Genomic DNA, 13,972 nt, shown 5'->3' on the forward strand with positions numbered 1-13,972 from the left:
TAAAAAAACGTCCGATATATTCGGACGTTTTTTTGTCTACTAAAAATTATACTTATCAATATTATCTTTCGTAAATACAACTCGTTCTGGTAATACGATAATTCCGTTCCCTTCTGCCTCATAATCATATCCTTGAATGGAGTTTGGCTCTACTTTCACTTTTCCAATTCCTTTTACTTCGAAGCTATCCCCTACTTTTAACTTCTTCCCTTTTACAACAATTTCATTTGCTACATACGTTGCGAGAGCACCTTGTTGTTTTACATCCCATAAACCAAATTGTTGTACTGTTCCTCGTTTTACATAATCACGCATAACGTTCGGTGTAGAAAATCCAGTTACCACTACTTTTTTATCCATTTTTAAGTTTTCAGCTGCCTGCGCCATTGCTGGGAGTGCTGTTGCATCTGGACAAATAACTGCGTTAATATCTGGATACGTTTTTAATATGTTCTCCCCTACGGATAAAGATTTTTGTGCATTATTTTCACCGTACTGCGTCGTTACAATTTCCCAGTTCGGATATTTCTTTTTAATAATTTCTTTCGCTTTCGTTACCCATTGGTTTTGATCCGTTACTGTCGGGCTAGAATAAAAGAATGCTACTTTTCCTTTATCTCCAATTTGCTTAGAAGTCATTTCTATTAATAAGTTAGCAAGTTGGTCTGGTGTTCCTTGGCTTATATAAAAAGAACGATCTTTCGGATTCACATCAGAATCCCATGTTAAGACGGTCATTCCTTTTTTCTTAGCACGTTGTAGTGATTGCGATAAACCATCAACTGATGTAGAGGAAACCATAAGTGCATCATAGTTTTGGTTAATAAAATTATTTATATACTTTACTTGCCCTGATACACTCGCTTCAGACGGCCCATCATATTTCACTTGTACGCCTAGCTTCTCTCCCATCTCCTCTGCTCCTTCACCTCCCGATGTGAAGAACCCAACTCCTGTTAATTTCGGAATAAATGCAAATTTCACATCATCAGCCTTTTTCTTATTTGCCGTTTGGCTAGAACACGCAATTAAACCGATTAAACAAATACATACAATCAATACAATCCCTAGTTTTCTCTTCATGACATTTCCCCCTTATGCAAACTCTGTCTTTTCCCCGCTAAAAATTGATGTAATTTGAAATGTCTCATAATAACTGAAAGAATAAGGATAATACCTATTACTACATTGGATTGTTCATTTGTTAAACCCGTCATTTGCAAGCCATACTGCATGAGCCCAATGAAAATACTCGCCAGTACAGTACCGAAAATACTTCCTTTTCCACCTGTAATAAGTGTCCCGCCTAATACTACTGCTGTAATGATTGGTAATATTGTTTCGCTTCCTATATCAGCACGTGCAGAACCGAAATATGCAGTTAAGAAAGCTCCTCCTAATCCACCTCCTAACCCAGAAAGTATGTAAGCAATGATTACTACTTTCTTCGTCTTAATCCCGGTGTATTTTGCTGCATTTTCATTCGCGCCTGTTAATTTTACGTGGCGCCCATATATCGTTCGGTGAAACAAAATCGTGCATACAATTGTTAATAAAATAAGTAGCCATAATAAATTGGGTATTCCTATAAAACTACCATTTGCTAGTTGTACATAAGTATCAGGTAAACCGCTTATCCCTTCATATCCAGAAGCACCTGCCCCTCCTGAAATGACGAGTGCAATTCCTCTGTATAAAAACATCGTTCCGAGTGTAACGACTAGTGGTTCTACATCTGTCAATTTTATAATAAGCCCATTTAAAGCTCCTGCTAAGCAACTGACTATAAGTGCCATTATTACTGCTAGTAAAATATGAATTCCATTCATCCAAAACACACCAATTAAAATCGAGGTTAGCCCCATAATTGATCCTACAGATACGTCAATTCCTCCTGTTACAATAACGAAAGTCATTGGAATTGCCGCGATTGCTATGAATAGAAAATCATTTGTACTAAAAAGGAGATTACTAATATTTAAGAAATTGCTGTTTATAAAACTAAAGAGAATGAATTCTATAAGAAGTAATATGATTAACACACCTTCCCATCTGTAAAAATACTTCATAGATTCATTCTCCTTTCTGCTTTCCACTTCTTCATGACGCTATCTAATATGATAATAAGTAATAGTAAAAAACCTGAAATAGCATTATTCCAAAATGCTGGTATTTTTAAAAAGATAAGTGAACTGCTTATCACTTCTAAAAACAATGCTCCTAGTGCAGCTCCAAATATAGAACCTGTTCCTCCTTTTAGATGAATTCCTCCTAGCACAGCAGCTGCAATCACCTGTAGTTCCATTCCTGTACCAGTTTGATTTGGAACGAACCCGATATTCATAACAAATATGCAACCAGCGAGCGCAGCGCTTATGCCTGAAATCATAAACGCATATATCTTCACTTTATTAACAGGTATACCAATAAGCCTCGCGCCATCTTCATTATCACCTACCGCATAAAAGTATCTTCCCAATGGCACTTTTCTTAAAAAGAAGTATAGTAGTAGTAAAATAATAAGAACGAACCATACAGTTATAGGTAAACCAAGAATGATGATAGATGACAGCTGCTTAAAATCGTTTGGAATATCTTCAATCCACTTTCCGCCTGTGAAAATTAACATTGCACCTCTAACAATTCCTAACATGCCTAATGTCATAATAATGGCTGGTACCCGAAACTTCGCAACTCCAATACCATTTACGAAACCGATAATGGCCCCAAGTATAATAGCTACAAATATCGACAAGAATGCACTATACCCATTCGTTAACATCATTCCGCAAACTGCTGCACTTAATCCCATGCTTGAACCAACTGATACATCTATATTTTTCGTAAATAAGACGAACGATTGACCGATTGCTAGCACGACTAAAATAACGCTTGATTTCATCAGTAAAGATAACGAGGTAAATTGAATAAAACTAGGGTTTATCATCCCTACAATAGCTATATAAATTAGTAGTAACAGTATGATAGACGTTTCGTGCATTTTATACATACGTTTCATTCCGTTACACCTCCGTATGCAAGGCGTGTAACTTCATTCACACTCAGTTGTTCTTTTTCCATATGAGAAACAAATCGCCCATTTCTCATTACATATACACGGTTTACTAATTGGATAATTTCTTCAACATCTGAAGAGATTAATAAAATTGCGAGTCCTTCCCTTTTCATTTTTTTTATCGTCTCATACACTTCAAGCCTTGCTTTCGCATCAATTCCGCGAGTCGGCTCATCAAGAATAATAATTTTCGGATTACATGCAAGATACTTCGCAAGCACGACCTTCTGCTGATTACCTCCTGATAAAGATGCCAATTCTTTATTCATATTCTGCACAACAATTCGGAACTGTTCTATAAACAAATTAACTAAAGCGCTTTCTTTTTCTTGATTTATAAAAAAGCGATTATTTTGATATAAACTTGCTGCTGCAATATTTTCTTTAACAGAAGCAATTGAGAAAATTCCATTCCTCGCCCTATCCTCTGGCACATAAACTAGGCCTTCGTCTAGCCTTTTATGCAAAGAACACGTATCAATTGATTTTCCACCCAATAAGATAGACCCTGATTTTATAGTTTTCAATCCAAATATCGCTTCTGCTAATTCCGTTCTGCCAGATCCTATAATGCCAGCAACACCTACAACCTCACCCGCATGTACAGTGAATGATATATTTTCGAATGCGTGACCATTTATATCAACCACTTCTAATATTTTTTTCGTCTTTACTGTCTCTTGAACTACTTCTATTTTCTCTTTCTGTTTATATCCTTTTGGCAATAGTCCCTCCATCAGCATGTCATATGTATAGTCACATACATCACCTTGGCTTACAACCATTCCATCACGTAGTATTGCTACTTTGTTGGCAATTTCAAAGATTTCTGGAAAACGATGCGTAATATAAATCATCCCAATTCCTTTTTCTTGTAAACTTTTCATCAACACAAAAAGACTCTTAATTTCGTGTGTTGTTAATGTCGATGTTGGCTCATCTAGAATAAGAATCTCAGCTTCTCTTATTAATCCTCTAACTATTTCTACTAACTGTTGTTGCGCAATCGATAATGTTCCTCCTAGTTTATTAAGGTCAATATCCCATCCTAAGCTGCTAATCAATTGCTGAATCTGTACTTTTAGTTTCTTTTTCTTTTTCTTTTCTTTTAACCCGATACATATATTTTCTTCAATAGTCATATGCGGAAAAATGAGTGGTTCTTGCGGTATTAAATAAATACCTTTTCGGTGTGCTTCTGATGGATTTGAAAACTGTTGCTTCATTCCTTTTACATACATCTCTCCATCATCATACGAATATAACCCCGTTAATATTTTCATTAATGTCGATTTCCCGGCGCCATTTCCACCAACTAAAGCGTATATATCACCATGCTCTACTTGTAAGTTCACTTCCTTTAGCACAAGTTGATTCGAAAACGCCTTACTCATTTTCTTCACTTGTAATAAGGGCACATTCTCCACATGATGTCACCTGCCTTTACCCAGAACATTTTTTGAGAAAATGATTATTTGTTCTACTTGTTTTGTAGCATTGTATATTCCTTTTTTTATATCTAGAACACTTTTTTCTACGTACTATTAATCGTTCCAACTGGAATAAACAAAATATATGGTACATATGTTTAAGCTGTGGTCAATTGTTGAAAGGGATGAAGAGTATGACTCAGCTGAACTTTGAAGAAAATTTATTAACTAAAGTAGCTTGGTACTATTATAAAGACCAATTAACACAACAGGAGATCGCGTCACTTCTTCATATTTCAAGAAATAAAGTCGTCCGGTTATTAGATAAAGCGCGCAGTGAAGGTATCGTTACATTTCACGTAAAAGGAACCGGTTTGCATTGCTTGAGCATTGAACGTGACTTAATGAAAAAGTTCCACTTAAAAGATGCTTTCATTATCCCTACTCCAATAAACAATTATGCTACTTCTCTCGGAAAAGCCGCTGCACAATATTTAGAGACTCATCTCCAACAAGGTGATTTACTCGGCATCGGCTGGGGTGAAACGATAAGTAAAATGCTAGAAAACATTCATTTTGAAAGTTCTATCAACCTTTCAATCGTAACGCTAACAGGCGGGGTAAATCACTATCTCCCGAGAAAACAAAACTATTTACACTACATGCAAGGCGAACTTCACATTATCCCTACGCCGTTTCTAGCGTCTACAACCGAAATGGCACAAAGTATTCTATCAGAACCGAGTGTAAAAGATATGCTTCAAGTCGCTTCACTTGCTCATACGGCTGTTGTCGGTATTGGGGGATTATCTCAAGACGCTACGATTGTAAAAGAAGAAAAATTAACACTACGTGAGATGACATATATTCGTAGTCAAAACGGTGCTGGCGATATTTTAGGACAGTTTTATAATACAAATGGCGATTTATTAGAGCTCTCGCATCACAATCGTCTAATTGGCACGCCCCTCTCTATTTTGCGCAATATGAATCATGTCGTCGGTGTTGCTGGAGGTACTGAAAAGATAGATGCAATTTATGGTGCCTTAAAAGGAAAGTTTATTCATTCATTAATTACCGATGAGGAAACTGCCCTCTCCTTATTACGAAAGGATGGTGATTGTTAATGTCCCATTTATTAGCTTTCGATGCTGGTACAGGGAGCATTCGAGCAGTTCTTTTTGATTTACATGGTAATCAAATTGCAGTAAGTCAAAAAGAATGGATTCACAAATCTGACCCTCGTTATCCAGGCTCTATGAACTTTGATGTAATAGAAAATTGGAAGCTAGTACAAGAATGTACGAAAGAGGTTCTTCAAAAAAGCAATACCCCTGCCTCTTCTATTCTTGCTATTAGCGCTACAAGTATGCGAGAAGGTTTTGTTTTATATGATAAACATGGGCAAGAAATATGGGCATGTGCAAATGTTGATGGCCGTGCATCCGCTGAAGTTAGTGAGCTAAAAGAAATCCGCTCACATCTTGAAAAAGATTTATACAGAAAATCTGGGCAAACTTTTTCATTGGGTGCTTTACCACGTCTACTTTGGATTAAAAAACATGAACCAGACGTCTATAGCAATATTCACTCCTTTACGATGTTAAATGATTGGATTTTGTATAAATTAAGCGGCGTACTGCAAATCGACCCTTCCAACGGTTGTACGTCCGGAATCTTTGATTTACAAAATAGGAATTGGGATAACGATGTCGCTAAAGAGTGTGGTATAAATTTGCCATTTTCACCAAAAGTAAATGAAGCTGGCACTGTGATTGGTAATGTTTCAAAAGAGTGTGCAACACTAACTGGTTTACTTGAAGGGATTCCTGTCGTCGCTGGCGGCGGTGATGCTCAAATGGCAGCACTCGGGACTGGAGTCGTAAACCCAAATCAAACTTTAATATGCGGCGGCAGCTTTTGGCAACAAGAAGTGAATGTTACTGAGCCAATAACAGATCCACATGCTGCGATTCGAGTAAATTGTCACGTCGTTCCGAACCTTTGGCAATATGAAACAATCGCCTTTTTCCCAGGTCTCGTTATGCGCTGGTTTCGAGAGGCTTTTTGCCAAGAGGAAAAGAAACTAGCTGATAAGCTCGGTGTAGATGCTTATGCATTATTAGAAGAACAAGCGAAAGACGTACCTGTCGGCTCACATGGTATTATCCCTACTTTTTCAAACGTAATGAACTACATTTCTTGGCGTCATGCCGCACCTTCTTTTTTAAATTTAAGTTTAGATGCTGACAAATGTGGAAAAAAAGAACTGTTCCGTGCTATTGAAGAAAATGCTGCCTTCGTTACACTTGGTAACTTAAAATTAATAGAAAATCTTACAGGAACATTCCCTTCTGAAGTCATTTTTGCTGGCGGTGCTGCTAAAGGAAAACTATGGCCACAAATTCTAGCGGACGTCCTTGGTATTCCTGTAAAAGTACCCGTTGTGAAAGAAGCAGCTTCTTTAGGAACTGCGATTGCTGCTGGAGTTGGCGCAGGCATCTATTCATCTATGGAAGAAACTGCTGAACAGTTTGTACAGTGGGAGCACACATTCGAGCCAATTACTGAAAATCATGAACTATATAAAGAATTCTATGAAACATGGAAAACTGTGTATGACAGTCAACTCGCTTTAGCTGATAAAGGGCTCACTTCACATATGTGGATTGCGCCTGGTGCTCTGTAACACCTTACATAAAGGAGTGAAAATGTATGTTAAAAGCGAATGAAAATGACTTCTCCTATCGCTTCGGTGATAATGGGCCGAAATATTTAATACAAGGTCCGAATATTGATCTTGGCCTTGTTGTCATTCAGCCTGGGCAAGAGTTTCAAAATCACTACCATACGACGTGCGAGGAAGTCTTTTATGCATTAGAAGGTGAAATTGATTTCTATGTGAATAATGAAAGAGTTCCAATTAAACAAGGTGATGTCCTGCAAGTTCGTCCTCATGAATCTCACTATCTGATTAACCATTCTGACAAACCTTTTAAAGCTGTTTTTATAAAGTCACCACATTTACCAAATAAAGATACAGTACAAACGGAAAATCCAACATTAACGAAGGAGTGATTTGGAATGACTTGGGGATTTAAAAATCGATTAAATACAATTTTACCTGATGGCAGAGCGGTAATGTTAGCGATAGATCACGGCTACTTTTTAGGGCCAATTCACGGGCTTGAACAGCCACTTGAAACTGTTAAAAACTTACTTCCTTACACGGATTCTCTCTTTTTAACGCGTGGTGTACTTAGCTCCTGTATTCCTGAAAACTGCAGCACACCGATGGTTATGCGTGTATCTGGCGGCGCTACTGTCGTCGGTAAAGATTTAGCGAATGAAACAATTGTTACACCTGTGAAAGAAGCAGTAAAACAAAACGCAATTGGCGTCGGCGTTTCTGTTTTCATTGGATCAGACTATGAAACACAAACTGTTACAAATCTCGCAAATGTAGTTTCTGAAGCTCATGATTACGGCCTGCCAGTACTCGGCATTACCGCAGTCGCAAAAGAATTACAAAAACGTGAAGCTCGCTTTCTAGCACTTGCTTCCCGCGTATGTGTTGAAATGGGTGCTGATATTATTAAAACGTATTACTGCGAAGGATTCGAAAAAATAACGAGCACATGCCCTGCCCCAGTAGTCATCGCGGGCGGCCCCAAACTAGATTCAATTGAAGACGCATTAAACATTACGTACAATGCGTTGCAAGAAGGCGCAATTGGAGTAGACATGGGCCGAAACATATGGCAATCCGAGCACCCAGCTGCGATGATCCAAGCAATACATGGCATTGTAAAAAATGGATTGAATGTGAAAGAGGCACTCCAATTATTCGAAGATGTAAAAAATTAAGCTAAAATATAAACAAAATCAATATTTACCATAAAGAAAAGCCCATATGTTAGATTACTTAGTAATCTAACATATGGGCTTTCTTGTATATTTTTTATCGTTCCGAATTTGATCAGATTTCTACAGGTAGCGCACATTCCAAACAATCTCACCGCGTTCGCCAAACGTACTATGATGCCGCTTAAAGCCTATCTTTTCTAACACCCGAAAAGACGCAGTATTCCAAGCACCTACAGTAGACCAAAGTCTTTGGCGCCCCGTAGCAATCGCTGCCTCTAGCACTGCTGATGCTGCCTCTGTCGCATAACCTTTGCGATGAGCATGTTGAAACAACTCATATGCAATCTCTGGCTCTTCAAGCGTGGAACGACCAATGATTAAGCCACAGTATCCGATAAAATCCCCTTCTTCTCGCCTACGTATAGTAAGAAGAGAAATGCCATTTTCAGTTGCTTTCTTGCGCATTTCGATAAGAGAGCTACGAACAGATTCAATGGTTGGCATGTCCACCCCACGTTCACCAATTAATTTTCTCAGCCAGACTGCATCAGATTCCTCCCACATATTCAGATCGAGTCGTTCCGTTTTTAACTGGAACGCCATATCTTTAAAAACAGCTGTCATAGCGGTAACCTCCTATTTATATCACTGTACTACTTATAATAGTTTCGTACTTTACCATATGGGAAACCTGCTTGATTCATACATTATTATTATTTTATGCATAAGCAATTTCTTTGCAAAATAGAACTTGTTTTCAAACTTCATTTTAAGTCTATAACATTTGATTTACACTTAATATTTAAAAATGTATTGCCCTTTCTTTTTTGCTAAAATAAAGAAAAGGAGGAATGATTATGCAACGAATGAATTTTGAACGCCCTACTGATTATTACGATGAAAGATTATATACTATCGATGAAAAAATTTGTGCCCTATTAAAAGAACGGAAAGAACTTTCAGGTGGTGATCCAGGTTTTCCACATGATGAAGCTATTTATAAATGGGCAAAGCAATACGGATTTTATCCAGACTATTTAAATTCACTGTTCTCTTCTATGATGGACGAAGGTGAATTTAAACCTCGCGTCGAACCAACTACATTCAAAAAACATATACCTGTTTTTAAAACGTATGAACATAAAGGTATCATGTATACCGTAACTTTTATTCGGCAATATGCAAATGCTAGTGTAGTTTATTTATATAGCGATTGGGATTCTACGAATGATGCTTTTAATGAAAATAAGCCTCATAGTTTCTTTCAATTATCAATAGATGATACATATGACTGCTGGTCAGAAGGTGGTGGCGGCACTGATGGACATTTTAGTCATCATTTCGTTATATCTCCTGCCCTTCCTGATAATTTGTCTGGAATAAGCTTACGATTTAAAGAACTCAATATGCCGTTTAGAAAAGATCAAGCTGTACTTGAGTTTGAAATTCAATTGGATTAAAAAGAGCGTAATCTAGCTGGAAATTAGACTAGATTACGCTCTTTTAGTTGCTAGTTATGTAGTATATGAAATTTATATCAACGATTTTTCCAATATATCGGATCTTAGAAACGAGATATCGATTTACCAACAACATTAGACACTATTATTTATTTAACACCCACTCCATTAACACGATTGCCGATTCAATACGTTCTTTCGTATCGCCTAAAAATAATTTATGAAGTAATGCTTCCAAATGAATTGGCTTATTCGGCAACGTTTGAATATATCTTAAAACAGATCCAGCTGGCGGTGTAGGTTTGTTATTAATGGCCCATATCCCTTCTAACAATGTCCAAATTGACGTATAAACGATGTATGAAGCCTTTAACTCATCATTTGCTTTCAAAGCAGACTGAATTTTAATGAGCGAACTATGTAACCAATGAGAAATACCTTTCACTTTGTCGCTAGAAACACGATAGTTTTCAAATTCATATGCAGCTATTTCCTTTAACTTTTTTAACTCACCGCTTTTATCAAACAAAATTTCCCCTTCTAAAAATGAGTATAGTTCCATTGGATTATTTTTAAAGTTTACTAGTATTTGATTAACGTCTGCATACTTATATTCAACTAAAATATCTTCTCTCGTTTCAGAATGAAATTTCTTCTTTTGTCCGTCCTCTAACAGAATATATAAGTCTAAATCCGACTCAGGATATGCATCACCTCTTGCGACAGAACCGATAAGCATACATCCAGTTACCTTATCTATTGATAAGATTTCAGCTACTATTGCTTGCACTAATTTTTTATGTTGCTCATGTTTAATAGATGTTTGTGCTTCTAACATTTGTAACCTCCAAACATTTTTTTCACTTCATTTCCCTCCATTTATAACGAAACAATAAAACATATGTAACATCCATATTTTACCACACATCAAAAAAAGAGGATATTCGTTTATTACTAAACAAATATCCTCTACCTTACATATATATTACGATTGTTGATAAGCCGCTTTCGATGATTTTACATAATAAACGGCGTGATCCACGTTAATGATATGATCTGGTTTTGGTTTACCACGACTCGCTCTATGACCTGCTAAATGTTCTTCGCTTGTTTCCCAGTTTTTCCATGCTTCTTCAGATTCCCAGCGAATCATAACGACAACTTCTTCGTCGCCGCGTCTTACTTTTTTCACAAGAACACTTAAATCGATGAAGCCTTCAAATTTTTCAATAATACCTTCGCCAGTGAAACGTTCTACAACTATATTTGATGTACCTTCTTTTACTGTAAATGTTTTCGTTTCAATAAACATATATCCCACTCCCTCTTTATAATACGAATACTACTATTCTTCCATTATAATTGATTATGATAATTATTTTCAATTATAAAGTTTGCATTATGCTGTTTTCTCTTTAACCGCTTCATCTAAAAATTTGAAATATGGAAGTAATAGTCCTATTAAAGAAGTAATACATATAATCGCACCGATGATAAAGTAAAGTGATCTTACTCCCCACATTTCACTTAGTATGCCTCCTAATAACACACCTAACGGCATAGCGGATCTTATGAAAAATAAACGCACTGAAAATATTTGTCCTATCATATTGTTTGGTACTGTTTGTTGGCATATTGTTGTGTTATGAACATTGAAAAATGAAATACAAATACCTGCAACAACTTCAATGGACACCGCAATTACTATACTATGATTGAACGCTAGAGAAATGTATGTGAGTCCTCCTATAAACAATCCACCAAGCATAAGTATACGCCGGCTTTTATATGTTACTTTTCCAACTAGTATAGATCCAACTACATAGCCAAACGGGAAACCAGCCATAAAATAACCAAACTCTGCATACCCTGCTGACAGCTCATCTTTTATATAAGGAAGGTTTGTAACTAGCGTAACCCCAACTCCAAATTGCACGAAAGTAAGAAAGACACTGAGCCAAACGATAACTGGTTTTGTGAAAAAATATGTAAAGCCGTGAAGAAACTGTTCTAGCCACGTTTTCCGAATGGATTGTGTTGTTCTCTTTTCTTTTATATTCCTCCCTTTATGTACATTCCCGTTGTTAATTATCTATTCAAAAACATATCTAATTCTTTCGCTAAAGACTGTACTGCTTTCTTTCTTAATACATATTTTCCGTCATGTATATCAACTAACTTCGCTGCACGTAACAATTTCAAATGATGGTGTACAGTCGATTTACCAAGCTGTAATCTTTCCGTTATTTCCTGTAATGTACGTTCTTTTTCAAACAACATTTTTACAATTCGCAATCTCGCTTCATCTCCAAGAGCCTTATGTTTTTGAACTAAAAAATAATTCGGTTCATACGGATCTTCAGGATGAATGCTTTCATTCGCAACTGGATAATGAAATACTTTCGTATCTTCAATATCCGCTTCAATATTCCACGGTCTGTACGTCATTTGCGGGATAAGAAGCACGTAATGAACACTTGGTTCTGGCATATAGTTAATGCCACCAGTAGCCCACTCAACAAACTCTTCTGGTTTCATCTTTTTATTCATTTCATTTTTTGCTTCATAATCTCGTTTTAATATAGAAAGTATTTGTTCTTCCTCTCTTTTAATAACACTCTCATACCAACCTGTCATAACAGCGATTAAATGCGATTTCAGCACTTGTACATCTACATTACATATAAAGCTAATATAAGTAGAAAAAAACTGATGATTATCTGTTAGTTCCTTTAGTTCGTGTATTGCACATACAACTCCCGTTGCAGCTAAACGTCTTTTCTCTTCATACTTCTCTCCTAAAAACGGTAAACATATAAATTTCAAATCTTCTTCTGAAAATGAATCAATTTTAAAATTAAACTGCGATAAATCTTGAAAATCCTCTTCATACAATAACTGGAGTAATGCTTTCCACGTATTATGTTCTTCTACAAACTGTAAGTGTTCTCTCATTTCTTCTGTTAATGCTTCCTTAATTTCTTCCCATTCACTTTGAGTCTTTTCAAGTGTATCAATTAACCTCTTATGAGTAATTGCTGCAATGCCAAGCGCACATTCGAAAAGTATCGAATATTTCACTTGAACGTTATAAGTTTCCCTCTTTCTACTCGTTATGTGATAGACCTCCATTTTTATCCCCTCCTTGTTTGCTATATATCAAATTCTATTTTTATCGAATTTAACCTTCTATATTTTTAGAATTATTTTGCGACTTCAAAAAAACTCTAATCAATGGGCAAATAGAGAAAGGTTTATACTCTTTTTCATTCTGACTCAATTAAAGCCTTGATTATTAAGTATCATATTAAAAAGAAGTTTTTTAATGGCTCTGTTATAAGTTGTCTTTCACCCTCTTGTGCAACTATAGAAAAGGTTTATTGAAGAGAAAAGAGAATTGGTTTTATTAAGAAAAATGAACAGGAGGCTATAGGAATGGGAAGAAAAGAAATGTTGCAAAATGGAGTCCAACAAGTTTTTTACGAAGAAGAATGGTACCCACCAATATCAGAAGCGTTAAAGAATCTTACGGCTGAACAAGCATGTTGGCAACCAGAAGGTGCTGCCAGTAATACGATTTGGGAAAATGTGAACCATTTATTAATCTTTAAAGAACGCCTACTTTCCCGCTTACATGAAGACGACACATTTGTTGCTCCACAAAATAATGATGAGACGTTTATCCAAGGTGGACCTAATGATGATGCCGCTTGGCAGCAAACAGTGAAACGAACGCTTCAAGTACATGATGCCTTACAAGCTTCATTAACATCCTTTCAAGAAGCAGAACTAGATCAGCCAAAGCCTTCTCTACCAATTTGGCAACAATATTTGAATATCCTTTTGCACGATGCTTATCATACAGGACAAATTATACAACTTCGAAAACTCCAAGGTTCATGGCCAACTCACCGTTCTTATTTATAAGCGATGTTTACATTTGCTGACGTTTAACATGCAACCAAATAATTGAAAATAGCTACTTGTTTTGTAAATACTGCGATTGCTCAAAATAAAGCAAATCAAAATATAGGAATCCCAAACATCATTTACCTTCTTCATAACTTCTGATCATAATCCAAATTTGGAAGAATAGAGGCTTTTTTATATACAAATAATAAGCCTCAAGGAGTTGTTGA

14 protein-coding genes and 1 pseudogene are annotated in these 13,972 nt (G+C 36.4%); 6 read left to right on the plus strand and 9 right to left on the minus strand.

What is annotated here, in order from left to right; genetic code table 11:
* Nucleotides 1–39: 39 nt before the first annotated feature.
* Genes lsrB through MKY21_RS14845 form a run of 4 tightly spaced genes read right to left on the minus strand, consistent with a single transcriptional unit; the run spans nt 40 to nt 4,503 of the window.
* Entirely contained in the window at nt 40–1,083 is a 1,044-nt protein-coding gene (gene lsrB / locus MKY21_RS14830) for an autoinducer 2 ABC transporter substrate-binding protein LsrB (RefSeq protein ID WP_044797284.1), read from the minus strand.
* On the minus strand, nt 1,080–2,069 hold the full coding sequence (locus tag MKY21_RS14835; protein WP_044797285.1) for an ABC transporter permease: 990 nt from the start codon (nt 2,067–2,069) through the stop codon (nt 1,080–1,082). The genes lsrB and MKY21_RS14835 overlap by 4 nt, the downstream gene beginning before the upstream one ends.
* Nucleotides 2,066–3,019 carry an ABC transporter permease subunit gene (locus tag MKY21_RS14840; protein WP_044797286.1) on the minus strand — a complete coding sequence of 318 codons (954 nt, stop codon included), beginning with the start codon at nt 3,017–3,019 and terminating at the stop codon, nt 2,066–2,068. Before MKY21_RS14840 ends, MKY21_RS14835 begins: the two co-directional genes overlap by 4 nt.
* Nucleotides 3,016–4,503: a sugar ABC transporter ATP-binding protein gene (locus MKY21_RS14845; protein ID WP_341076639.1), complete on the minus strand. Its 1,488-nt coding sequence runs from the start codon at nt 4,501–4,503 to the stop codon at nt 3,016–3,018. Before MKY21_RS14845 ends, MKY21_RS14840 begins: the two co-directional genes overlap by 4 nt.
* Before the next feature lie 197 nt (nt 4,504–4,700).
* Between MKY21_RS14845 and MKY21_RS14850 the strand changes: the two genes are divergently transcribed.
* The 4 genes from MKY21_RS14850 to lsrF are packed head-to-tail and all read left to right on the plus strand — an operon-like array spanning nt 4,701 to nt 8,373.
* Complete coding sequence (locus tag MKY21_RS14850; RefSeq protein ID WP_000192702.1) at nt 4,701–5,633, plus strand: sugar-binding transcriptional regulator; 933 nt, start codon at nt 4,701–4,703, stop codon at nt 5,631–5,633.
* Complete coding sequence (gene lsrK / locus MKY21_RS14855) at nt 5,633–7,195, plus strand: autoinducer-2 kinase (RefSeq protein ID WP_016118116.1); 1,563 nt, start codon at nt 5,633–5,635, stop codon at nt 7,193–7,195. The genes MKY21_RS14850 and lsrK overlap by 1 nt, the downstream gene beginning before the upstream one ends.
* A gap of 26 nt (nt 7,196–7,221) precedes the next feature.
* Entirely contained in the window at nt 7,222–7,584 is a 363-nt protein-coding gene (locus MKY21_RS14860; protein ID WP_000909986.1) for a cupin domain-containing protein, read from the plus strand.
* Nucleotides 7,585–7,590: 6 nt separating this feature from the next.
* Nucleotides 7,591–8,373 (plus strand): 3-hydroxy-5-phosphonooxypentane-2,4-dione thiolase, encoded by a 783-nt coding sequence (lsrF, locus tag MKY21_RS14865; RefSeq protein ID WP_044797288.1) that lies wholly within the window; start codon nt 7,591–7,593, stop codon nt 8,371–8,373.
* A 120-nt stretch (nt 8,374–8,493) separates the two neighbouring features.
* On the opposite strand, the gene MKY21_RS14870 is transcribed toward lsrF, so the two are convergent.
* On the minus strand, nt 8,494–8,997 hold the full coding sequence (locus MKY21_RS14870; protein WP_044797289.1) for a GNAT family N-acetyltransferase: 504 nt from the start codon (nt 8,995–8,997) through the stop codon (nt 8,494–8,496).
* A 233-nt stretch (nt 8,998–9,230) separates the two neighbouring features.
* On the opposite strand from MKY21_RS14870, the gene MKY21_RS14875 reads away from it, so the two are divergent.
* Complete coding sequence (locus tag MKY21_RS14875) at nt 9,231–9,833, plus strand: hypothetical protein (protein WP_044797290.1); 603 nt, start codon at nt 9,231–9,233, stop codon at nt 9,831–9,833.
* A 145-nt stretch (nt 9,834–9,978) separates the two neighbouring features.
* Here MKY21_RS14875 and MKY21_RS14880 read toward each other — a convergent pair whose 3' ends face one another.
* From MKY21_RS14880 to MKY21_RS14895, 4 genes and pseudogenes are all read right to left on the minus strand, one after another.
* A complete protein-coding gene (locus MKY21_RS14880; RefSeq protein WP_044797291.1) occupies nt 9,979–10,671 on the minus strand; it encodes a nucleotidyltransferase domain-containing protein in 693 nt (230 codons plus the stop codon).
* Nucleotides 10,672–10,818: 147 nt separating this feature from the next.
* On the minus strand, nt 10,819–11,145 hold the full coding sequence (gene hmoA / locus MKY21_RS14885; protein WP_000469503.1) for a heme-degrading monooxygenase HmoA: 327 nt from the start codon (nt 11,143–11,145) through the stop codon (nt 10,819–10,821).
* A gap of 87 nt (nt 11,146–11,232) precedes the next feature.
* A pseudogene (locus tag MKY21_RS14890) lies at nt 11,233–11,889 on the minus strand (MFS transporter); the annotation flags it as partial.
* A 32-nt stretch (nt 11,890–11,921) separates the two neighbouring features.
* Complete coding sequence (locus MKY21_RS14895; RefSeq protein ID WP_044797292.1) at nt 11,922–12,965, minus strand: ArsR family transcriptional regulator; 1,044 nt, start codon at nt 12,963–12,965, stop codon at nt 11,922–11,924.
* A 303-nt stretch (nt 12,966–13,268) separates the two neighbouring features.
* Here MKY21_RS14895 and MKY21_RS14900 point away from each other — a divergent pair, with 303 nt between their 5' ends.
* Nucleotides 13,269–13,760, plus strand: coding sequence for a DinB family protein (locus MKY21_RS14900; RefSeq protein ID WP_000532726.1), 492 nt, complete (start codon nt 13,269–13,271; stop codon nt 13,758–13,760).
* Nucleotides 13,761–13,972: the final 212 nt, after the last annotated feature.

The sequence above is a fragment of the Bacillus sp. FSL R9-9497 genome, assembly GCF_038005805.1.
Classification (GTDB): Bacteria; Bacillota; Bacilli; order Bacillales; family Bacillaceae_G; genus Bacillus_A; species Bacillus_A cereus.